17 protein-coding genes are annotated in these 21,637 nt (G+C 58.9%); 9 read left to right on the top strand and 8 right to left on the bottom strand.

Annotation, left to right across the window (positions count from 1 at the left end; all coding sequences use genetic code 11):
- Nucleotides 1–40 precede the first annotated feature (40 nt).
- The 5 genes from ACZ46I_RS01775 to ACZ46I_RS01795 are packed head-to-tail and all read left to right on the top strand — an operon-like array spanning nt 41 to nt 6,033.
- On the top strand, nt 41–1,015 hold the full coding sequence (locus ACZ46I_RS01775) for a tRNA dihydrouridine synthase (protein ID WP_464281234.1): 975 nt from the start codon (nt 41–43) through the stop codon (nt 1,013–1,015).
- A gap of 3 nt (nt 1,016–1,018) precedes the next feature.
- Entirely contained in the window at nt 1,019–2,380 is a 1,362-nt protein-coding gene (locus ACZ46I_RS01780) for a sensor histidine kinase (protein WP_226508517.1), read from the top strand.
- Entirely contained in the window at nt 2,377–3,756 is a 1,380-nt protein-coding gene (locus ACZ46I_RS01785; protein ID WP_464281235.1) for a sigma-54-dependent transcriptional regulator, read from the top strand. Before ACZ46I_RS01780 ends, ACZ46I_RS01785 begins: the two co-directional genes overlap by 4 nt.
- Before the next feature lies 1 nt (nt 3,757).
- Complete coding sequence (locus ACZ46I_RS01790; protein ID WP_464281236.1) at nt 3,758–4,213, top strand: macro domain-containing protein; 456 nt, start codon at nt 3,758–3,760, stop codon at nt 4,211–4,213.
- Nucleotides 4,210–6,033, top strand: a complete 1,824-nt coding sequence (locus ACZ46I_RS01795; protein ID WP_464281237.1) for an ABC transporter ATP-binding protein — start codon at nt 4,210–4,212, stop codon at nt 6,031–6,033. Before ACZ46I_RS01790 ends, ACZ46I_RS01795 begins: the two co-directional genes overlap by 4 nt.
- A 16-nt stretch (nt 6,034–6,049) precedes the next feature.
- Here ACZ46I_RS01795 and ACZ46I_RS01800 read toward each other — a convergent pair whose 3' ends face one another.
- From ACZ46I_RS01800 to ACZ46I_RS01810, 3 genes are read right to left on the bottom strand one after another with little or no spacing between them, the layout of a single operon-like run.
- Nucleotides 6,050–7,894, bottom strand: a complete 1,845-nt coding sequence (locus ACZ46I_RS01800) for a methyl-accepting chemotaxis protein (protein WP_464281238.1) — start codon at nt 7,892–7,894, stop codon at nt 6,050–6,052.
- A gap of 2 nt (nt 7,895–7,896) precedes the next feature.
- Entirely contained in the window at nt 7,897–8,841 is a 945-nt protein-coding gene (locus ACZ46I_RS01805; RefSeq protein WP_464281239.1) for an NADH-quinone oxidoreductase subunit B family protein, read from the bottom strand.
- 10 nt (nt 8,842–8,851) lie between these two features.
- Nucleotides 8,852–10,402: a nickel-dependent hydrogenase large subunit gene (locus tag ACZ46I_RS01810; protein ID WP_464281240.1), complete on the bottom strand. Its 1,551-nt coding sequence runs from the start codon at nt 10,400–10,402 to the stop codon at nt 8,852–8,854.
- A gap of 200 nt (nt 10,403–10,602) precedes the next feature.
- Here ACZ46I_RS01810 and ACZ46I_RS01815 point away from each other — a divergent pair, with 200 nt between their 5' ends.
- The 4 genes from ACZ46I_RS01815 to ACZ46I_RS01830 all read left to right on the top strand — a co-directional run bounded on the left by ACZ46I_RS01815 (nt 10,603) and on the right by ACZ46I_RS01830 (nt 17,241).
- Nucleotides 10,603–11,322 (top strand): response regulator transcription factor, encoded by a 720-nt coding sequence (locus ACZ46I_RS01815; RefSeq protein ID WP_464281241.1) that lies wholly within the window; start codon nt 10,603–10,605, stop codon nt 11,320–11,322.
- A 225-nt stretch (nt 11,323–11,547) separates the two neighbouring features.
- Nucleotides 11,548–13,695, top strand: coding sequence for a methyl-accepting chemotaxis protein (locus tag ACZ46I_RS01820; RefSeq protein ID WP_464281242.1), 2,148 nt, complete (start codon nt 11,548–11,550; stop codon nt 13,693–13,695).
- A gap of 103 nt (nt 13,696–13,798) precedes the next feature.
- On the top strand, nt 13,799–16,366 hold the full coding sequence (locus tag ACZ46I_RS01825) for a circularly permuted type 2 ATP-grasp protein (RefSeq protein WP_226508511.1): 2,568 nt from the start codon (nt 13,799–13,801) through the stop codon (nt 16,364–16,366).
- Nucleotides 16,363–17,241 carry a transglutaminase family protein gene (locus ACZ46I_RS01830; RefSeq protein WP_013505080.1) on the top strand — a complete coding sequence of 293 codons (879 nt, stop codon included), beginning with the start codon at nt 16,363–16,365 and terminating at the stop codon, nt 17,239–17,241. The genes ACZ46I_RS01825 and ACZ46I_RS01830 overlap by 4 nt, the downstream gene beginning before the upstream one ends.
- Before the next feature lie 26 nt (nt 17,242–17,267).
- Here ACZ46I_RS01830 and ACZ46I_RS01835 read toward each other — a convergent pair whose 3' ends face one another.
- The 5 genes from ACZ46I_RS01835 to ACZ46I_RS01855 all read right to left on the bottom strand — a co-directional run bounded on the left by ACZ46I_RS01835 (nt 17,268) and on the right by ACZ46I_RS01855 (nt 21,627).
- Complete coding sequence (locus ACZ46I_RS01835) at nt 17,268–18,278, bottom strand: LPP20 family lipoprotein (RefSeq protein WP_464281243.1); 1,011 nt, start codon at nt 18,276–18,278, stop codon at nt 17,268–17,270.
- Between the two features lie 2 nt (nt 18,279–18,280).
- Nucleotides 18,281–19,615 (bottom strand): COG3014 family protein, encoded by a 1,335-nt coding sequence (locus ACZ46I_RS01840; protein ID WP_013505078.1) that lies wholly within the window; start codon nt 19,613–19,615, stop codon nt 18,281–18,283.
- A 17-nt stretch (nt 19,616–19,632) separates the two neighbouring features.
- The gene (locus ACZ46I_RS01845) at nt 19,633–20,235 is read right to left on the bottom strand and encodes a penicillin-binding protein activator LpoB (RefSeq protein WP_013505077.1); all 603 of its coding nucleotides are present in this window, start codon (nt 20,233–20,235) and stop codon (nt 19,633–19,635) included.
- Between the two features lie 134 nt (nt 20,236–20,369).
- Entirely contained in the window at nt 20,370–20,678 is a 309-nt protein-coding gene (locus ACZ46I_RS01850; RefSeq protein WP_013505076.1) for an RNA-binding S4 domain-containing protein, read from the bottom strand.
- A gap of 1 nt (nt 20,679) precedes the next feature.
- Nucleotides 20,680–21,627, bottom strand: coding sequence for a peptidylprolyl isomerase (locus ACZ46I_RS01855; RefSeq protein ID WP_226508508.1), 948 nt, complete (start codon nt 21,625–21,627; stop codon nt 20,680–20,682).
- Nucleotides 21,628–21,637 lie beyond the last annotated feature (10 nt).

The raw sequence follows: 21,637 nt of genomic DNA on the forward strand, positions 1-21,637 counted from the left end.
CTTCACTGAAGCCCCGTTTTCTGTTGGATCCGGAAGACCCATGTTTCACCCCCTGCAACTGCGCCACAATACCATAGACACCCCCCTTTTCATGGCTCCGGTGGCCGGTGTCTGCAATATTCCCTTTCGCGTCATCGCCCGTGAACAGGGCTGTCCCAACATCTTCACCGAGATGGTCAGCTCAGAAGCCCTCAGCCGCCATATTCCCAAAACCGTCGAATTCCTGCGGGTGGGAGCAGAGGAACGCCTGCGGCCTTTTGTTCAGCTGTTCGGAGCCAATCCGGCAGCCATGGCCCAGTCGGCACGCATCTGCACAGAGGAAGGGTTCACGCTGATTGATATCAACATGGGCTGCCCTGTCAAAAAAGTCGTGCGCTCCGGTTCCGGTGTTGAGCTGATGCAGCACCCGCAGCTGGCGGGGGAGATCGTCAGCCAGATGGTCGCGGCAGCGGGAGCCTGTGCGGATATCACGGTGAAAACGCGACTGGGTCTGATCCATGGCGATGAACTGCTGCCAGAACTGGCCCTGCAGGTTCAGCAGGCCGGCGCGTCCATGCTCACGGTACACGCCCGCACCCGCAGTGATGGCTTCGGTGGGCAGGCACGCTGGCACGAGGTGGCTCCCATCAAATCTCTGCTGCACATTCCCCTGATCATCAACGGCGATATCACTGACTACCCAAGCGCCTGTCTGGCCATGGAACAGAGCCGGGCCGATGGAGCCATGATCGCCCGTGAGGGCTATACCCGCCCGTGGATCTTCCGTGAAATACTTTCGCAGGTTCGCGGCCAGGCCACCTGCGAGCCCACACCCAGGCAGATCAGAGAAATTCTGCTGCGCCATCTTGACCTTCTGTGTCAGTATATGCCGGAGCGGGCCCATATTCTCATGCGCAAACACGGCTCCTGGTACAGCAAGGGCACACCGGGCAGCAGCGAATTCCGCCAGGCGCTGAATTCCTGCACCGACAGCGCTCAGGTGCGCTCGCTTATCAGTACATTCGCCGCGAGTTGAGCCATGGACAAAAATCTCAAAGTCAACCTGATTGTCTTCTATATTCTCTTCACTCTGGTCATTCTGGCCACGGTGTGGCTCTCGCTGCAGTTCATCGTGGGAATCATTGCCGAAAAGAGCGTGGACAACAAGCTCAGCGAGTCCAAAGTGCACGCCTACCGGGTTCAGTCGAAAATTGAAGACATCATGAGTTCCTACGATATCCGCCGCCTCAATACCAGCCAGACCGACTATCGGGCTCTGCACCAGCTCATGGAGGATATCCGCTCCCGCAATCAGGAGATCATCTACGTTATGGTCATGGAGACCAATGGCCTGGTCGTCCTGCACACAGACCGTCACCGCGAGGGAATCATCCTCAACGATGCCGTCTCCCTGAATGCCGCTGCCGCCGATCGCCCGCTGATCCAGTCAGGCCTGCTGGAAACAGCCGAATTCACCGCTGACGGCTTTGATATCGCCATCCCCATCTTCTACGACACCAGCCGGGTCGGCGTTCTGCGACTTGGCGTTTCCAGCGCGCTGATCCGCGATTCGCTCACCTCGGAAATCCAGGGTCTGATGCGCAAGCACTCCATCGTCTTCCTGGTCATCCTCGGTGCCGTCATCGCCCTCTTTCTCTACATGGTCAACCAGATCAATCGGCTGCGAGAGCTGCAGAAGCGCGTCAGCGCCAACGAGAAGCTAGCCTACATCGGCAGTATTTCCGGCAGTCTGGCCCATGAGATCAAGAACCCCCTCAACGCCATCAACCTCAATATTCAGCTGCTGGAAGAGGATCTGCGCGAAGAAACCATTGACCGTGATGAAGCCATGGGCACCTGCCATGTTATCTCCGATGAAGTGCAGCGCCTGAACGAACTGCTCAATGACTTCCTCATCTACTCACGCATGCACTCGCCCAGGCTGCGCCATGAGAGCATCACCAAAACCATGGGCGCGGTGGTGGAGCTTTTCCGCAAGACCTGCATGGAAAAAAACATCCAGCTCGTCCTGGAAAAAACCAGTAGCCGCAGTGACACCATTTCCATGGACCGCAACCAGATACGCCAGGTACTCACCAATATCATCAAAAACAGCATAGAGGCCTTGGAAAAAAGATCCGGCGGCATCATAACCATAGCCCACTCCATAAACCGCAAGCGTCACCACGTGATCGTCATCGACGACAACGGCCCGGGCATCTCCCCCAAGGATCGCGAAAAGGTGTATGATTTGTTTTACTCTACTAAAAAAGAGGGAACTGGGTTAGGATTGCCTATTGCCAAAAATATTGTGGAAGCCCACGGCGGATCCCTGGAGATACGGAGTATCCTTGGCCGGGGCACTACAGTCACCATTACTTTACCGGATATACCCACATGAGCGACGGGACACCCCCCATCCTGGTAGTTGACGATCAGCGCGCCTCCCTGGAATCCATCAGCCGGGCCCTGGAGAAAAAAGGATATCAGACCCACAAAGCGGAAACTTTCTCCGAGGCGCAGCGCCTTTTTCGTCAGCACAAGCACCCCGTGGTGGTCACGGACCTGAACCTGCCCGATGGCAGCGGCCTGGATCTGGTGCCCTTTGTCAAGGGCCTTCAGGCAAGCAGCGAAATCATCCTCATCACCGCCTACGGTTCCGTGGAGACCGCCGTTGAGGCCATGAAGCACGGCGCCTTTGACTATGTGGCAAAGCCCGTCAACCTCTCGGAGCTGCGCGCCCTGGTCGCCCAGGCCTGGGAGAAGGCCACCACCATTTCAGCCCCACCCGCTGGGCCAGGGCGCTCCATCCTCGGAGAGAACAACACCTTTCCTCTGCTGATCGGCCAGAGCAAACCCATGCAGGAAATCTTCGAAAAAATCACCACCGTATCCTCCACCCGGGCATCGGTACTGCTGCTGGGAGAGTCGGGAACCGGCAAGGAGCTGATTGCCCAGACCATCCACGAGTGCTCGGAACGCTGGGAAAAGCCCTATGTGGCCATCAACTGCTCGGCTTTTTCTGAAAGTCTGCTGGAGAGTGAACTCTTTGGTCATGAGAAGGGATCCTTCACCGGTGCCATGAAACAGTCCAAGGGAAAATTTGAACTGGCCAACGGCGGTACCCTCTTTCTGGACGAAATCGGTGAAATCAGCCTCGCCGTGCAGGTGAAACTGTTGCGTGTCCTGGAAAACCGTGAAATCATGCGTGTCGGCGGCGCCGGCAATATCCCCATCGACGTGCGCATCATCGCCGCCACCAACCGCGACCTGGAGAAAGAAGTCCGCAAGGGCCACTTCCGGGAGGATCTCTACTACCGCCTCAAGGTCGTGGTGATCCATGTTCCCCCTTTGCGGGAACGCAAGTCAGACATACCCCTGCTGGTCAACCACTTCCTGAAAACCTTCGCCAAGGAGAATAACCGCACCATCCGCGGCATATCCGCCGAGGCCATGGAGATACTCAAGAATATCCCCTGGCGCGGCAATGTGCGCGAGCTGCGTAACTGTCTGGAAAACATGGTGATCTTCAATCGCAGTGAAGTGCTCACCACCAGCGATATTCCCTCGGAATACGCGGATCAGAAAGGCTTCAGCGATGAGCCTGACGAAGAGGAACATATCGACTTCGCCGTGGGCATGACCATGGAGGAGATCGAGAAAGAGGCCATCGTCAATACCCTCAACAAGGTGCAGGGGAACCGTACCCAGGCGGCTCGCATGCTGGGCATCGGCCTGCGCACCCTGCAACGCAAAATCAAGCAGTTTGACCTCTGATATGCGAATGGTGTCAGGCAATCTGTGGGACTACCTGGGGCAGTGCCCGGTTGTGATTACCACCGGTGGCCAACTCAATCGCCGCGGCCACTGCTCCATGCCACGCGGCTGCGCCGCCCAGGCCCGCCAGCGCTTCCCTCATCTTCCCGCTCAGCTGGGTGCCCTGATCCGCCAGCACGGCAACCACGTCTTTGTCCTCGACCATCAGATCATCGCCTTTCCCATTGAAAACGGGCCCATGGAACCGCCGGATCTGGGAATTCTGAAGCGATCCACCCGCGAACTGGTGGAACTGACCGACCAGCATCAATGGCCCCAGGTGGTGCTGCCCCGTCCGGGCTGTGGCAGTGGCGGCCTGGAGTGGCCCGTTGTCCGCGCCATTCTGGAACGCTCCCTGGATTCGCGTTTTCTGATCGTGGATTCCCAGAACCCGGCAGACACGGGAGCGACACCATGACGGGGGAAACCCGCGCCGATACCGCAAAACCCTCGGGGACTGTTAAGCCCTATTCCTGGCGTGACATTACCGCCAGGGTTCTCGTCCACCGCCGACACCTTATCATGGCAAATGCCATCGCTCTGCTGGCGGCTCTGGTCAGCATCCCCGTCCCCTTACTCATCCCCCTGCTGGTGGACGAAGTACTGCTGGCGCAACCCGGCACCCTGGTCGGCTTCTCACAGTGGCTGCTGCCCACAGCGTGGCATGGTGCCGTGGCAACGGTGCTGCTCATTCTGCTCATCACCCTCAGCCTGCGAACCCTCTCCGCCGGACTCGGCATCTGGCAGATGCGTCAGTTCACCCGTATCGCCAAGGACGTCACCTTTGAGCTGCGCAGCGCCCTGCTCAGCCGCCTGCAACGGGTGACCATGGCCCGCTACGAATCCATCGGCTCGGGATCCATGAACGCCTATCTGGTCAACGATGTCGATACCCTGGATCAGTTTCTGGGCAGCTCCGTAGCCAAGCTGCTCATCTCGGTGCTGAGCATTGCCGGTGCGGGGGTCATACTCTTCTTCATCCACTGGCAGCTGGCCCTCTTCCTCATCTGTTTCAACCCGGTGGTGGTCTACTTCACCATCAAGGTAGGGCGGCAGGTCAAGCACCTGAAGCGCCAGGAGAACCAGGCGGTCGAAGTCTTCCAGCAGTCCCTCAGCGAAACCCTGGACGCCTTCGCCCAGGTGCGGGCTTCGGGCCGCGAGCAGGCATTTTTTGACCGCCTGCGCCTCTATGCCGGTGCTATTCGCGGCCATGCCGACGCCTATGCCTGGAAGAGCGAGGCGGCCAGCCGCTTCTCTTTTCTCATTTTCATGTTCGGTTTCGATATCTTCCGCGCCATGGCCATGCTGACGGTAGTGTTTTCCGATCTCTCCATCGGCCAGATGTTCGCCGTCTTCAACTACCTGTGGTTCATCATGGGTCCGGTGCAGGATGTGCTCAGTATTCAGTACGGCTACCAGGCCGCCAATGGCGCCCTGGAACGCATCAATCGCACCCTCGATCTGGAAGAAGAGCCCATATACCCTCCGCGCCAGAATCCCTTCGCGGGGAAGCTTTCCACGGCTCTTTCCCTGGAAGGGGTAACCTTCGGCTATCGGGACGACGAGCCGGTACTGAGAAATATCAATATGGAAATCGCTGCCGGAGAAAAGGTGGCCTTTGTGGGGGCCAGCGGTGGCGGAAAAACCACCCTGATCCAGCTGTTGGTGGGATTTCACCGGCCTCAGCAGGGGCGCATTCTCTTTGATGGCGTGCCGGTGGAAGAGATTGGCTATGAGACGCTGCGCAATCACATAGCCACGGTGCTGCAGCATCCGCCCATGTTCCATGACAGCGTACGCATGAACATCACCCTCGGGCGCGAAGCCAGTGATGAACAGTTGTGGGAAGCCCTGCGCATCGCCCAGCTCAGGGATACCATCATGCAGCTTCCCGACCAGCTGGAGACCATCGTCGGCCGCCAGGGGCTCAAGCTCTCCGGTGGCCAGCGCCAGCGCCTGGCCATCGCCCGCATGATCCTGCAGGATCCGCGCGTCGTCATCCTGGACGAAGCCACTTCAGCGCTGGATATCGACACCGAACGGGCACTGCATAAAGCCCTGGCCGAATACCTCAAAGGGCGCACCACCATCATCGTCGCCCATCGACTCAGCGCGGTGCGTCAGGCCGAACGCATTATCGTCTTCGAAGATGGACGCATTGCCCAGCAGGGCAGCCACTCTGAGCTGATCCGTACGTCGGGCATCTATTCGTCACTCTACCTGCACGAAAGCCACTGACCAGCAGCCCGGAAGACTACCGCTGCCGTCCTTCCGCCAGGCGCGGCAGATGCCTGCCGCCATCCTCCACATCCCCCTGACGCATTTTCTCGATGGTTTTCTGCAGCTGATCTGCCTGGGCGGCCAGCTCTTCCACATCGTGGTAGGAGTGCTCCATGGACTGGCTGGTTTCCAGAGATATGCGACGAATATCGTCAATGGAACTGTTAATTTCCTCACTGGTGGCGGACTGCTCCTCCATGGCTCGGGCAATCAGGCGAATCTGATCCGTGGCCGACTGCACCAGGGTCACGATCTCCTGCAGGGACTCGCCGGACTGGTTCGCCCTCTCGGTGGCTTCGCCGATAACGCTGGTGGTCTGATCGACATTTTCCATATTATCCCGGGCGCCGCGCTGAATGGCTTCCACAGCCTGGGTAACATTCTTTGTGGCCTCCATGGTCTTCTCGGCCAGCTTGCGCACCTCATCGGCCACCACCGAAAATCCCCGTCCCGACTCGCCGGCCCGGGCCGCTTCAATGGCGGCATTCAGCGCCAGCAGGTTGGTCTGATCGGCGATGTCGCGAATCAGGTTCATGATCTGCCCGATATCTTCGGCCTGACGGGCCAGAATACCCATGTTCTCCTTGAGGCTCAGGGACTGCGTGCGGGCATGGTTGATGGACTGCACCACCTGACGCACCGCTTCGGAACCTTCGGCCGCCTTGTGTTTGGCCGACTCCGCCGCTTCATGGGTTTCGGAGGTCTTCTGGGCCACTTCCACCATGGTGGAGCTCATGACATCCATGGCGTGGGCCGTCTTCTGGGTTTTCTCGCTCTGCTGCTGAGCACCGCGGCTGGCCTGCTCGATATGGGCAAACAGCTGGCCTGAAATATCACTGACCCGCTCGCTGACACTGCCCACCTGCCGGGCGGCATCGCGCACGGCATCGTTGATATTGTCCATCATCTTGTTGAGGGCGCGCCCCAGCTGACCGATTTCGTTTTTCTCCCTGGCGTCCAGCTGATGGGAACGGTTCCCGGCCGCCACGCCCTGGGCGAAGCGCAGGGCCCTTGAAAGGGGCCGGTAAATCATCAGGCGCATGATGAGAATCACGATGATCAGCAGGGGAACCAGTACCGATGCCATAACAAAGAGGATTCCCAGGGTATTCTCCCGTCGCTGCTCGTCCATGGCGTGATTATTCAGGGAGATGCGCAGGTAGGACGCCGTCTCTCCCTCACGCCAGTTGGTATGGCAGGAGATACAGTCACGGGTGACCTCCATGCGGTAGTAGAAGTGCGAACGGCCATTGTCCAGAGCATGGGCAAAACCGTTATCGAACCGGATATCGGGATTGATGGCGATGTGGCAGTCCACGCAGCTCTGCCCCGCCGCCTGGGTTATCCGCACGTGGGCAAGGCCCTGCTCCGTCTCCTCCATGTCCACCATATGCCAGTCCTTGCGGTGGTACATGCCGCGGCTTTCGCGATACAGCTGCTCGTTGGGGTTCACAAAGGTTCCGTTGTGCTGCACAAAAGGGATGCCGACGGTCACCTGGTTGGAGACATAGTTCATGAGACCGTAGTTGCGCCCGTACATGGCCACTTCATCCACCTCGTTGACCTGGGTGAAACTGTCTATCACGTTCTGAAAGGAGTTGCGCTGCCCCTTGGCAATGGAGTCGGCCGTGTTGGCCACCAGCATCTCCATGTAGCTGTTGCCATGTTCCACCAGGCGCTGCTGAATCAGGCGCTCCTGCCAGCCCTGATAGAGGAAAAAGGAGATCAGAAACAGGATAAAGGCACTGATAATCAGGTAGGCGATGGACCGGAAGATCAGGGAGTGGAAAAACGAGACACGATCCTCTGCAGCATGCATGGTCAGGGCCTCCTTGGAATGATATCGCGACTGTCATCATAACTGTGGAACATCACCCGCCGCGGAAAGCTCTCCCCGGAGCATCCGATACAGGGGTGTCCGGCACGTATGCAGGTATTGGTATTATTATTGTAACCCTGTACCACGCAGTCGCTGCGGGTCACCATTCCCTGACAGCCAAGCTTCAGCAGACAGCCATCCTCGCCGATCCTGCGGGCAAAGTAGTTTTCCTGAAAGTCAGCGTAGTTCACACAGCGGTCGTGAACCGTGCGTCCGAACATATGGCGGGGACGTCCATAGCGATCACTCGCGGGTGGTCGCCCATGGGCGGTAAAGTAGAGCAGGGCATAGAGCAGGTGTTCGGGCTTCATGGGGCAACCGGGCAGGGTGATCAACGGCGTGGTATACCCTTTGAAACTGGAGTACTGCAAAAGTCCCATGCAACCTGTGTCCATACCGGGCATTTTGGTAATACCGCCGAAGCTGGCGCAAGTTCCTGCCGCGATACAGGCCGTAGCCTTTGGCAGAATGCGCTCCATCCAGGAATCCATGGTGCGGTGCCCCACCATGCAGGTATGGGGCATGCTCACGGGGATGGAACCCTCCAGTACCAGCACAAAAGGCTCTTCCGAAGCCAGCAGCTTCTCCTTGATGGCGATGACCTGATCGCCAGTGGCCAGGGAGAGGTCATGGTGGAAGACGATATGGGCAAAGCGGGTGAGAACATCCAGCACCGGCACCTTTTCGATGTCCAGCAGGGCGCACGAGCAGCCGGTACAGGAGCTTCCGTGCAGCCACAGAATATTGACCGGTTTCCGGGGGCTGGCGTCAGCCGCCAGCAGATCCTCAAACGAAAGGAATGACGACGCGCCCACGGCCGTAATGGCTGCAAAAATCCGCTTCAGGGCCTGGCGCCGGTCGATATCCCTGGAAATCTCAGTAAACATGCGTCCTCCTTCAATGTACCGAACAGCCGATACAGGGGTCTGTTGAGCGCACAATGCGCGCCAGCTCCATGGGATTGGCGGCATCGGCCACCTCGGTACCTTCCAGCATCTTCTCCACGGCACCGGGATTACCACGGCCATCGCGGGGAGACATATTCCAGGTGGTGGGAACCACCATCTCGTAGTTGCGAATCACACCCTTGCCGTCGGTTTCAATCCAGTGAGCCAGGGCACCGCGAGTCGCTTCGGTGATGCCGACCCCTCGCGCATTCACCGGCACCGGGTGGTGGGTGAAGCCAAGCACATCGGGACGCACTTCCGCCAGCTGTCGCTCCATGTGCCGCAGGGTGAGCTCCGCCAGAATATAGCGACTCAGGTGGCGACCCATAACGGAGGGGTAGTCGTCAATGGTAATACCCAGTTCACGATTCAGGCGGTTGACCATGGCGGTCAGCTCCGGATTGGAACCGCTGCGGTAGGTGTTGACCACCCGGGCTGCCGGGCCCACCTCCATGGCATGACCATCATAGCGCGGCGCACGGTTCCAGCTGTACTTGCCATCGACCTTCCCCTGCTCGACTTCAAAGTCACGGGCGCTCAGAGGGCGCAGGGTATCAGTCTGCAGCGGGCGCAGCAGGGGGCTGGAACCATTGTGGTAGTAAGCGTAGGAGTGGTCCTCGGTAATTTTCCCCAGATCCAGGGGGCGATAGCTTCCTCCGATGGTGACGCCACCGGCGAAGAAGAAATTCTCGCCATTGCCGTCGGGCAGATAGGGGGCCGAGAGGGTATTCCCGTAGCCTTTGCCTTCCTTGAAGTAAGCGGGAAAGGCCTTAGCCACTGCCAGGACATCATTGCCGTAGCGATTGCGCACAAAATCTGTGCAGTGGCTGAGCAGAGTGCCGAAGTGGGCGAGGCGGTCCACCGTTGGCATGGTGGTCACGCCACCCGCCTCAATGGCCACCGGATGGGGCGCTTTGGCACCGAAGATGGCCACCATCTTGTGCAGTTGGGCCATGATTTCGATGGCATCAAGGTAGCCTTTTATTCCGGAAATATTTACTTCATGGTCGGAACAGTAGGTTGCTTCGTAACGGGGCAGAAAAGGCGCCGCCGGAAATACCTTGTTATTGGCGAGTTCATGCTGAACCCACGACTTCACCTGCAGCAGCGCCTGATCATTGCCCCGGTATTCCAGTACGGCGGTGATATCAATAAAATCCAGGGCGCACAGGGTATAAAAATGCAGCAGGTGATCCTTAATCTGGTAAACTCCGACGGTGAGATTGCGCAGCAGCTGACCATTGACATTGGGCCGGATGCCCATGGCACTCTCCAGGGCCAGGGCCGAAGCTTCCGCGTGGGCGTACGGGCAAACCCCGCAGGTGCGCTGGGTGATATGCTGGGCTACCCGGGCGTCAAACCCCTTGAGGGCCTTTTCAATGCCTCGGAACATGTCGCCACTGCAGCGGGCTGATTTGACCCGTCGGCCTTCCATGACCGTCTCGACGCGCAGATGCCCCTCAATGCGTGTGACGGGGTCAATAATAATTTTCTCCCCCATGGAACAAACCTCCCGAAATAAAACATAGCTTGAAAATGGCCACGCAGCCACACGGACTCCCCACAACCTGAGCTGCAAAATCATTGTAAACGATAAAAGTATCAGGAAAGTATCAAAGATAACATTTTTCTATTCACACCCGACTGGTTTTGCGCTAAGCTCCTGTACGTGAAGCTATTCTGCAGATGGAGCCCACCCCGATGACCCCCCTCGAAGTTGTCAAGAACCTCAACGCTCTGTACGTCGAAGATGAGCCGCTGCTGCGCGAAGAGACGGCCAAACTCCTGACACGATACTTCGCGCACCTTCACGTGGCTGACAATGGCAAAAGCGCCCTGGAAATATTCGAACGCGAACCCATTCACATCGTCATTACCGATCTGAAGATGCCGGTCATGGGTGGCCTTACCCTTGCCAAAGAAATACGCAGACTCGACTCCCGCACGCCCATATTCATCACCAGTGGTTATGCTGAAACCGAGGATCTGCTGCAGGCCGTCAAACTCAACTTCGTCGACTACCTCCTCAAACCCATCGACCTCTCCAAGCTGCGTCAGGCACTGGTCGCCTGCGTGGAGAAGCTGGAAGAAAACGGCGAACTCTTTGTGCGCATTGATGATAATGTGAGTTACAGCGCCCTGAAGAAGAACCTGCTGGTCAAGGGTTCCACCATCTCCTTGACCAGCAAGGAGAGCTGCCTGCTGGAGCTGCTGCTGAAAAAACGCGGGAGTCTTGTGTCACAGCGGATGATCGAAAGCGTTGTGTATGGTGACGAGGAGATGAGCGAAGCCGCCCTGAAGAACCTGCTCTTGCGGCTGCGCAAAAAAATAGGCCACCATCATATCAGGAGCGTGCGCAGCATGGGCGTGATACTGGAAACACCTTCGACTCAGCAGCCACCAAACGCAAATCGCAAATAGGCTTGTCTGGTTAATGACAGAAATCACCAAGATCGTTTTTTCTCAAATGCCCGCTCTTTTGGCACCAGCTGCGCCCCTCCTGCATTTTGCCACCTTTTTACGCAGTGAATTCCCGTCATATCCCTGACATTCCAGGGGGGAATGTGATATTGCGGACACTTCCGGTTTCTGGCGGGCTCCTTGCTAAAGCAGGAGGCCTCACAAGAAACGAGGCGAGGTGTTTCCATGTTACTCACAAGCGACGCGATGTCCCTGACCGCCAGCGAACGACGCTGGCTCCCCTGGACGGGCCGTACCGGTAAACTGGCAATGGGCTGGTCGTGCCTGCTGAATCGTCATTCATACCATGCGGTGGAAGAAACCTTCGAGGGCATTGCCCAGACCCGCACCACCCTGCTGCAGGACTGGACACAGCAGAAGTGGGAATATCTGCGCCATCTGGCAGACCAGCTGGGAGAGGATTTCTCTCAGACAGGGAGCATCATCGAAGCACGCCGCTCGCGGCTGCTGGAGATCGCGGAGCTCTTCGTGGTCGACCCGGCAGGCATGATCCTGGCATCGACTCTACCCTGGCGCAAAGGAAAGCGCACCTTCAGCGAACAGGCCCTGGCCGTGGGCCTGCGTCAGCCCTTCCTCCATGGCCCCTATGTTGATCCGGACACCGAACGCATCGGCCCTACCACTTCGTCATTCCACGATGCGGTTACCCTGATGTTCCACCAGCCTATCTGCGACAGCAGTGGCCAGACCCTGGGTGTGCTCTGCGCCAGGGTGCCCAATGACGTGGTCAGCGACCTGATTCAGCGCGAAGCCGGGCACATCTATCCTGAATCCGGCGACAATTATATCTTCATGGTAAAACCGGTTTTCGACTCCCGCATTCCCGTCGGCACCGCCCTCTCCCGCTCGCGCTTTGAGGACAGCACCTTCTCCCATGGCGAGAACCTGAAGGAGGGTATTGACTCCGGTTATGGCGTTATCAAAATCCACAACCACACCGAGTTTGAAATCACGTTCACGGACCCTGCCACCGGTCAGCTGCACCCCGGTGTGCGCGAGACCATCAGAAATGGTCAGAACCTCTACATCAAATACCCCGGCTACTCCGACTATCGCCATATTCCCGTTATCGGCAAGGGCGTCACCTTCCAGCTGCCCGGATCCCTGGACACCTGGGGCATGATGTGCGAAGCAGACCTGGAGGAGGTCTACCGCCGCCGCTCCATCAATTATCTGCTCATGCGCATGTTCCTGGTTATCATCACCGGCATGGGCGCTCTGAATCTCTTCTTCACCTTTGGCATCGGCCTGGCCGCTCCGCTTATTCACATGGCCAACGCCACCCTCTTCCTCGGCAGCGCCTGGCTCTTCTACCGCCTGGGAGTCAACCGCATCGTCGGGCGCATGCGAGCCATGAATGATGTCATCCGCACCATTGCCGAAGGAGGCGGAAATCTCTCCCTGCGGCTCGACCAGCGCTACCTCAGCGGCGATGAGACCGGCGAAATGGCTCGCTGGATCAACAGCTTCATTGACAACCTGGACAGCACGATCCACCAGGTGGTTCGCTTCACCCATGAAGCACGCCACGCCAACGACGAGATGATTGATCAGAACCGCTTTGTGGATAGCGCTACCCGTCAGATGGAAACCGCCATAGAAAACATGCTGCAGGAGCTGGACAGTCAGATGAGCGAAACCAGCAGCGCTGCTGTGACCGCAGGTCAGATGCGCGCGGAGATGGACAGCGTCATTGCCAACGCCCAGAGTCAGTTCCAGCAGGTACGCCGGGAGACCCAGCGCATCCGCGATGCCATACACAGCTCTTCGCGCAGTATTCAGGAAGTTGACCAGCGCACGGAGGAGATCGCCGGTATCGCCGATGTCATCAACGATATCGCCAGCCAGACCAACCTTCTGGCCCTGAACGCCTCCATTGAGGCCGCCCGTGCCGGTCAGTACGGACGAGGCTTCGCCGTGGTGGCCCAGGAAGTCAGCAAGCTGGCCGAACGCACCACCGACGCCACCAAGGAGATCAGCGCCATGCTGACCAGCGTGCGCGCCCAGACCCAGCAGGCGGTGGGGATCATGCACAATGGCGTCAGTGAAGTGGATCGCGGGCTGAGCCTGGCCGAAGAAGCTGCAGCGGATAACAGCAGCCTCTATGATGTCATCGAAGAGATGCTGGAAGCCATCCGCCGCATCTCCGCCCGCAGTGAGGGCCACGCCGCCAATATTTCCCAGGTGCGCGGCAGCACCACCCAGGTGCGCCAGTCGGTTGTCCATCTCTCCCAGGCCTCGGACACCGCCCGCAACACCAGCAGCAAGCTGCAGCGTCTGATGGGGCGCTTCCGGGTATCCGCCCTCTCCTGAGCTGTCCGGGTTTTTAGCAAAGATCGTGATTTTGCGTGACTTCCGCTTTGCCGCTGGTTTATTTTGGTGCTGAATTTCAGTTTTTCTGGCACAGGAAGAGCGCATGGAACAGGCACCGGAAATACCTCCACGGCTGCGGGGATATCTCAGAAACAGCACCTCCTACGATGAAATGTGGACCCAGGACGGCACCATTCAGCCGCACTGGCAACAGTTCATGAAATATATCACCGCCATGGAACCCGCCGAAATCGGCCACACCCAGCAGGAGATGCAGCAGCTGCTGCGGGAAAACGGCGTCACCTACAGCACCTTCCACGACGAAGGCTCCCACAGCCGCCCCTGGCAGCTGGATATGATCCCCCTGCTCATCGAAGGCGAAGAGTGGCTGACCGTTGAAGCAGGCCTGCTGCAGCGGGCCTGTCTGCTGGACATGATCATGGCGGATCTCTACGGACCCCGCAAGCTGATCCGGGAAGGGCTGCTCCCCCTGGAGCTTATCTACGGTCACAGTGGCTTCCTGCGTCCCTGTGACCAGGTCGCCGCTGCCGGCAGCCGCAATATCGTCCTCTACGCCGCTGACCTGGCCAGGGGCCCCGATAATCGCATCTGGGTACTCAATGACCGCACCCAGGCCCCGTCCGGTCTGGGATATGCCCTGGAAAACCGCATGATCATGTCCCGCATCATGCCCTGGTTGATGCGCAGCTGCCAGACCCACCGCCTGGCCAGCTTCTTCCGGGTGCTGCGGGAAACCCTTTCCAAACTCGCTCCCCAGCAGCGGGAGTTTCCCCGCATCGTACTCCTGAGCCCCGGAGCCCGGGACGAAATGTATTTTGAGCACGCCTACCTCGCCACCTACCTGGGCTACACCCTGGTGCAGGGCGACGATCTGACGGTGCGCGACGGGCGCGTCTGGCTGAAGTCCATCGATGGGCTGCTGCAGGTGGATATCATCCTGCGCCGTGTCATGGACACCCAGTGCGATCCCCTGGAGCTGGACAAGAACTCCTACCTGGGCGTCCCCGGGCTCCTTGAAGCCGTGCGTCGAGGCAATGTCACCGTCGTGAACCCTGTGGGCTGTGCCGTTATGGAAAACCCTGGACTGATGGCCTTTCTGCCGGCCATCGCCCGCTATTATCTCAATGAAGACCTGATTTTGCCCATGGTCGCCACCTGGTGGTGCGGGCAGGAACGCGAAAAGCAGCACGTCCTGACCAACATCGACAAGCTGGCCATCATCAGCACCCTCCACGACCCAAAAGGCCAGATTGTCTACGGCCCCCTGCTGAGCAAGCGGGAGCTGGAGAACCTGAAAGCCCGTATCAAAATGACCCCCTACGCCTTCAGTGGCCGCGAAATCGTGCAGTTCTCCACGGCCCCCTCCCTCACCGGCGACCAGCTGGAGCCGCGCAGGGCCTTTATGCGAAGCTTTCTCGTGGCAGGGGACCAGGGTTACACCGTCATGCGTGGTGGCCTGGCCCGCAGCGTCCCCGAGCAGACCAAGAAAGAGATCCGCAATGGCGGCAACCCCATCACCAAAGACACCTGGATACTCTCTTCCAAGCCCCAGGAGCATATCAGCCTCTGGAAACAGGAGTCACTGGAAAGCCTGATCCGCCAGCAGAGCTCACTGCCAAGCCGCACCGCAGAAAACCTCTACTGGGTCGGTCGTTATGCCGAACGGGTGGAAACCACTGCCCGCCTGCTGCGCACCACCCTCTCAAGCCTGGCAGACCGGGACTCCTACAGCGACGACGCCACGGAGAATGCCAGCCTGCGCGCCCTGTTGCAGACTACGACCCAGCTCACGGGAACCCTGCCCGGCTTTGTGGGCGATGACGCCCTGGAGCGTTTGCAGAAACCCGAGGAAGAACTGCTGAGCATCATCATCGACCCCAAGCGCGTCGGCAGCCTCAGCTCCAGCATCAACGCCTTCCTGCGCGGAGCTTTCAGCGTCCGCGAACGCTGGTCCTTCGACACCTGGCGCATTATCAACGACATGGAGGAGCACTGGAAAAAAGCGTACCGCAAGAACAGCAATAATATCTTCCGCCTGCACACCGAACTCAACCAGCTGATCACCTCCATGGTGGCGTTTACAGGGCTGACCATGGAAAGCATGACCCGTGAAGCCGGCTGGCGCATGCTGGATATGGGGCGTCGCATTGAGCGTGCCCTGCTGCTGATCACCCTTTTTCGCGCAACGGTCTCCGCCAGCCATGAGGCCAGGGTAGAGTACGTCCTGCTGGAAGCGCTGCTGGCAACCTGCGAGAGCCTGATCACCTACCGGCGCCGCTACCGCTCGGCCCTGCACCTGGAAGGGGTGCTGGAACTGGCACTGCTGGACGAGGTGAACCCCCGCTCCCTGGCCTATCAGATAATCACCCTGCGCCAGCACGTGGACCAGTTGCCACGTCAGCGCATTCCTTCGCGCCTTGATGAGGATGAGCGACTGATCCTGGACGTCTCCACCGCCCTGAAGCTGGCCCAGGCCAGCGAGCTCAGCCGGGTGAGCCTGGACGGTACCATGCACACCGAGCTCGAAGAGCTGCTGATTCACCTGGAGAGCTCTCTGGAGAAGCTCTCCGTCGTCATCAACCGTACTTTCTTCCGCCACGCCGCCGACCGGCGACAACTGGTGAAAACCCTGCTGGAGGTGGAACTATGATGTTTCGCGTCACCCACACCACCACCTACTCCTACAGCGACAGCGTCGACCTGTGTTATAACGAAACGCGCATCAAGCCGCGCTCTTTCTCGCGGCAGGTGGTACAGAGCAGCTCCATGAATATCACGCCTTCGGCTGATGACTACCGGGAACGCACCGACTTCTTCGGCAATTACGTCAGCTACTTCTGCATGCAGAAGCCCTATCGGGAGATGATCATCAAAGTGATCAGCGATGTGAAAATCCTGGGAAACCAGGGCCGCGATCCCCTGCAACAGCCCATAAGCTGGGAGGAGACCCTGAAAACTCTCAGTTCCTGCCTTGATGAACCCACCATCAACGCCCGCCAGTACACCATGGCCTCGCCGCTGGTTCCGGTCTTTCCTGAGCTGCGCGAATACGTCAGCCAGTACCTGGAACCGGAAAAACCCCTGGTGCTGGTGGCCCGTGACCTCATGGCAGGCATCTTCCATGATTTCCGCTATGTCCCCGGCTTTACCACCATCACCACCTCCCTGACCGAGGTCATGCGCCACCGCCAGGGAGTCTGTCAGGATTTTGCCCACGTGGCCATTGGCTGCCTGCGCTCCATCGGCCTGGCCGCCGGCTATATGAGTGGCTATCTCGAAACGCTGCCGCCTCCCGGACAGGAGAAGCTGGTGGGGGCCGATGCGTCCCACGCCTGGTTCACCGTCTATGTACCGGGCTGGGGGTGGGTGCACTTCGACCCCACCAATAACCAGCTGCCCGACCAGCAGCACATCGTCTGCGCCTGGGGTCGCGACTACTCGGACATTATCCCCATCAACGGCGTTGTCTACAGCAGTGGCAAGGATGAGCTGGAAGTATCCGTGGACGTAAGCCGCATCGGATAACTCCTGTTCCGTCTTTCAGGAAGTGATTATGGTTGCCCTGCCTCCACAAACAGTTTCATGGCGTGGAGTTCCGTGGCCCTGATGGCCTGCTCCAGGGCGCGCCGGCTGGCGGTGGCAGCCTGCTGAGCCGATTCGCGGATCGGGGTACTGTGACGGTTGAGCACATTGCCGTCGGCATCGCTGAGGACCATGTCCACCGATGCTCGTACCCAGTACCAGCGATCCTGATACACGGGCGTCGCCGATTGCAGCGTGACATTCAGAGTATAGTCCCCCTCGGGAACCACCCGCAGACCCCAGGTGCTCAGGGCACCGCTGGCGGCTGCCTGCAGCTGATCGGCTCCCTGATCGGCAGTGGCCACCACCCTGATGCTTCTGGTTGCCAGCAGCTCACGCTGCCTGGTCTGCAGAGCATTGATTTCGTACTCGCGCACGGGTGACAGGCCGGTGCGATCCAGCACCTGCAGCATCTTCTCCACGGGCAGGCGGCTGCGCTGCAGCTCTATGGCCTGCTGCAGTTCACTGACCGCACCCAGCACATCGGAGCGCCGGGTGGCCTGCTCCACGTGGTGGCGTGTGCGACGATCGATGTCAGCGGCCTGATTCTCCAGGTTCAGTACCGTACGGCCCCGATGCAGTACCGCCAGGGCGTGGTAGCTTCCCGACTGGCTGTCGTACCAGCTCTCGCCGATTTCCACCCCTTCAAGCACGCGATTGACCCGCGCGTTCACCTCCACTTCATACTGCTGCTGAATCTGGGGCGCGGCGGTGCCCTCCACGCGCTCAAGGACATGGGTACGCACTTGAGAGCTCACCTGCACCTGAAAGAATTTGGCCAGGTCCGCGCGGGCTCCGTCAGCGGCAATGGCGGGAGTTGGCCCGCTGCCGCGGCCCAGCACATAGCTGCTGGCGGGAAAGCGTTCGCTCTCTCCCGTCAGCCATGTCGGGTGGGTGGGTGCCGAGATATCCCTGCTGGCGCAGGCACTCAACAGGAGAGTGAGAGACAGGGCGAGAAGGGCGAAAATCAGGCTACGCATGGCTATCTCCTTGGGGAATGGGAAAGGTGAGAGGGGATCCAGTGGGGCGAGAGCACCGCAATGCCGCCCGCTTCCACCGTGACACTTTCAAGACGCAGGGAGTCGACCACCTGGCCGAAGGCGCCCAGGATTTCCAGCTGAAGTTCGTGTTCGCCCGCTGGCAAAGAGAGGCGAACCATGTGTATTTCCTGGGGCAGGGTCAGCCAGCTGCGGGTATCAGCGGTCTCCGTGGCAATGCTGGCGATGTTGGCGATAAATCCCGCCAGGGGCCCCGCCTGCTCCTGCACTTCCTTGACGGTCTGATCCTTGGCGACCATGCGGGCAATGGCCCGGGCGGTAATGGCACCCATTTTTGCCTGCAGGGTATCGAGGGCAACGGCATTGATATCATGGGCCCTTTCTGCGGAAACCATCATGGGGGGTTGCCCGGTGCGCAGGCGCACGCCATGGGCCGCGCGTGGGCGGGCTTCGTAGGTGGGAAGGGAAATGCGCAGGACGCGATTGGGGGAGTGCTGTATCAGGGCACTCTCTTCACGTTTGATGGGGGCAAGGCCGCTGCTGAGAATCACCACCACTTCACCATGGCCACTCGTGAGGGCAGGTGGCTCCCATTCAGCCATTCCGAACTCCTGCTGCAGGCGCTCCAGCTCCTCGCGGTACCCAATGCGGTGAGCCATACGCAGCAGATCGTGGCGCAGCTGGCCCGGAGGCGCTACGCCAAAGTGCCTGGCATACTCCTGATAGGTTTCATAGGACCGCCGATAGGCAATCAGGGCATCGCTGTACTCCCGGTGGATTTCGTAAACCATGCCGGTTATGTAGCGGGCCAGGGCGTCTTCGCGGTAGTTGCCGGTAAAGCCGGCCTGGGCCATTTCCAGTAATTTGATGTCCACCTGCAGCGCTTCCACACGGGCACTGTCAGGCTCTCCCAGCTCCAGGTAGTTCAGGGACTTGTACAGGTGAACCAGCACCTGCTCGAACTCCTCGCCCACATAGGACATGGTGCTGTCGTTGAGGACAAAGGAGCCAAACTGCTCGCTGATGCTGACCGCGCGCAGTTTTTCCATGAGGTTCTTGGCCTCTTCAAGGCTGCGATTGCTCTGAGCAAACTCTCCGTCCATGCGCAGCAGCATGCCCCGATTCAGCAGGTGCAGCACCTGGTTGCGGGAACCGGGAGTGGTCCTTTCCAGATGCTGCAGTGCTTCACGGGGATTCTGGGCCTGCAGACTGCGTTCTAGCATGAGAAAAGAGTCGCTGTAGGTGGCACAGCCACCGCTCAGCATGGCTGCCAGCAGTACCCAGGGCAGCAGTGGTCGCCGAAAGACTGCACTGGCCATAGTTGCTACGGTGGCGCTTACGAGCGTACCCGTGAACGCTCAATGAGCTTGCGGATCTTCTTCTGACCAATCCAGACAATGCGGTTGCTCTCAAGGTCGGTCAGGGAGAGATCAACCTGATAGTACTTCACCTGGGTGCGGCCTTCCACGTCGATAATGGTGTTGATGGTTCCGCTGAGCATATAGTCAGCACCAATCTCCTGGCCCATGCGGGACCGAGTCTCTTCGCGGGCGTGCAGATCCTGATCGCGCCGCTCTTCGCGCAGGTCAGTGCGATCTTCCGCCGAGGCCACAAAGTCAACGCGTCCGGAGTTGATGAGCTCGCGCTGAATGTCAGAGATGAAGGTGCGCATATTGATGTGCTCATGGCTGAGGTTGCGCATGGAGCCCACGATGACCGTCGGCTGCCGGTTGTTGCTCTCCACGAAGTTCGGCAGCCAGCGTTGGGAGAGAACATCGCCCACCATTTCACGGGAAACCAGGCGGGAATCGGTATCGTTCCAGTTTCCACTGAGATCACGGGTCTCTTCCAGATCAATGCGGCTGACTTTCTGGGAGCATCCGGCAAGAATAAGGGTCAGGGTCATCAGGGTCAGGAGCAGGCGTATGGCTCGATGCATGGCTACCTCCACGGGGTAATATAATCGGAAATATCACGTAAAACCCTTACAGAAAGGGCAAAGGCTACTCGCAATCCAGGGGCAGACAACGGAAAACAGGGGCGAGACCCGCAGATGGGGCTCTCAGCAGCCTGTTAAAAGTCATCGTCCTCCTCATCATCATCAAACCAGTCGAGGATGTTAATCTGCTTGCGTTCATTTTTCAGCACCGAGTACAGTTCAGCGGCGCGATCTTTGCGCACGTTGCCACCGGGGAGTTCCTCGATCCTGGCCTCCACCAGGCGTGAAGCGCTGTCAATGGCGATGGTATCACCCACCAGCAGTTTGGTGCCGGCTTTTGCGACCCGGCCATTCACCTGAACCATGCCCTCGTCACACATCTTCTTGGCCAGAGGGCGTCGTTTGATCAAGCGCGATTTCTTCAGAAAGATGTCAAGGCGCATATCAGCTGTTTTCTTTCAGGTTGTACTGGATAACGGCACTGTCCCTGAGTTCATCCATCAGGCCCTGCAGCCTGCGCTCCTGCTTTTCCCGCAGCAGCGCTGCGCGGGTGCGTGAAAAGTCCTCATCGGACATTTCACGGTTAAAGCCCAGATCATACAGGTGCAGAATGTGGTAGCCCACACTGGAGCGCACCAGGGTCGTCTGCCCCTTTTCCATGCTGAAGATCGCCTGGTCCAGCTCGCGCAGCAGGCGTCCGCGGCGCACGTCCTTCATCAGGCCACCTTCGGCGGCATTGGGCCCTTCGGAATACTGGCGCGCCGCCTCTTCAAATTCAATGTCACCGCTGATGATGCGCTCATGGAGACGTTCGGCAATCCGGATGGCCTGATCGTCACTCTTGCCATCCAGCGCAATCAGCACATGGCCCACATCGGCGTAGGGAATACGCTGGAAGCGTCCTTCGCGAAAAGCGCTGACCACCTCAAGTTCACTGACACTGATCTCCTGACTCAGTTTCTGGCCAATCTGCATGACCAGGAGCTGAACCCGGATATCGCGCCGATAGGACTCCATGGAGATTCCCTCATCGGCCAGCATTGATTCCAGAGCGCTGCGGCTGACATTGTTGTTGGCAGCTACCTGGTTAATGGCCTCTTCCACCTGCTGTGCGGAGATAAAGATGCGGTTGCGCCGACCGTAATCTTCCAACAGCATCTGCTCCACTTTCTGATGGGTTCCTTCCAGGAGCATCTGCCTGGTTGCCTCCCGGGCCTGCTCGTCGGCAAGGCCTCTAGTGGCACGTTCGATATGTTCCTTATTGGCCTGGCGAACTTCCTGAATCGTAATGGGTACTCCGTTTACTACAGCCGCAATACCATCCACCAGAGTGGCAGCACTGAGGGCAGCACCGCAAAGCACAATAAACAGGCTGAAACCGATTTTTTTCATGGGGGTATCC

Source organism: Desulfurispirillum alkaliphilum (assembly GCF_055378285.1).

Coding starts and splice junctions, on each gene's coding strand:
- ACZ46I_RS01775 (WP_464281234.1), top strand. CDS start 41: ATGTTTCACCCCCTGCAACTGCGCCACAATACCATAGACACCCCCCTT.
- ACZ46I_RS01780 (WP_226508517.1), top strand. CDS start 1,019: ATGGACAAAAATCTCAAAGTCAACCTGATTGTCTTCTATATTCTCTTC.
- ACZ46I_RS01785 (WP_464281235.1), top strand. CDS start 2,377: ATGAGCGACGGGACACCCCCCATCCTGGTAGTTGACGATCAGCGCGCC.
- ACZ46I_RS01790 (WP_464281236.1), top strand. CDS start 3,758: ATGCGAATGGTGTCAGGCAATCTGTGGGACTACCTGGGGCAGTGCCCG.
- ACZ46I_RS01795 (WP_464281237.1), top strand. CDS start 4,210: ATGACGGGGGAAACCCGCGCCGATACCGCAAAACCCTCGGGGACTGTT.
- ACZ46I_RS01800 (WP_464281238.1), bottom strand. CDS start 7,894: ATGCATGCTGCAGAGGATCGTGTCTCGTTTTTCCACTCCCTGATCTTC.
- ACZ46I_RS01805 (WP_464281239.1), bottom strand. CDS start 8,841: ATGTTTACTGAGATTTCCAGGGATATCGACCGGCGCCAGGCCCTGAAG.
- ACZ46I_RS01810 (WP_464281240.1), bottom strand. CDS start 10,402: ATGGGGGAGAAAATTATTATTGACCCCGTCACACGCATTGAGGGGCAT.
- ACZ46I_RS01815 (WP_464281241.1), top strand. CDS start 10,603: ATGACCCCCCTCGAAGTTGTCAAGAACCTCAACGCTCTGTACGTCGAA.
- ACZ46I_RS01820 (WP_464281242.1), top strand. CDS start 11,548: ATGTTACTCACAAGCGACGCGATGTCCCTGACCGCCAGCGAACGACGC.
- ACZ46I_RS01825 (WP_226508511.1), top strand. CDS start 13,799: ATGGAACAGGCACCGGAAATACCTCCACGGCTGCGGGGATATCTCAGA.
- ACZ46I_RS01830 (WP_013505080.1), top strand. CDS start 16,363: ATGATGTTTCGCGTCACCCACACCACCACCTACTCCTACAGCGACAGC.
- ACZ46I_RS01835 (WP_464281243.1), bottom strand. CDS start 18,278: ATGCGTAGCCTGATTTTCGCCCTTCTCGCCCTGTCTCTCACTCTCCTG.
- ACZ46I_RS01840 (WP_013505078.1), bottom strand. CDS start 19,615: ATGGCCAGTGCAGTCTTTCGGCGACCACTGCTGCCCTGGGTACTGCTG.
- ACZ46I_RS01845 (WP_013505077.1), bottom strand. CDS start 20,235: ATGCATCGAGCCATACGCCTGCTCCTGACCCTGATGACCCTGACCCTT.
- ACZ46I_RS01850 (WP_013505076.1), bottom strand. CDS start 20,678: ATGCGCCTTGACATCTTTCTGAAGAAATCGCGCTTGATCAAACGACGC.
- ACZ46I_RS01855 (WP_226508508.1), bottom strand. CDS start 21,627: ATGAAAAAAATCGGTTTCAGCCTGTTTATTGTGCTTTGCGGTGCTGCC.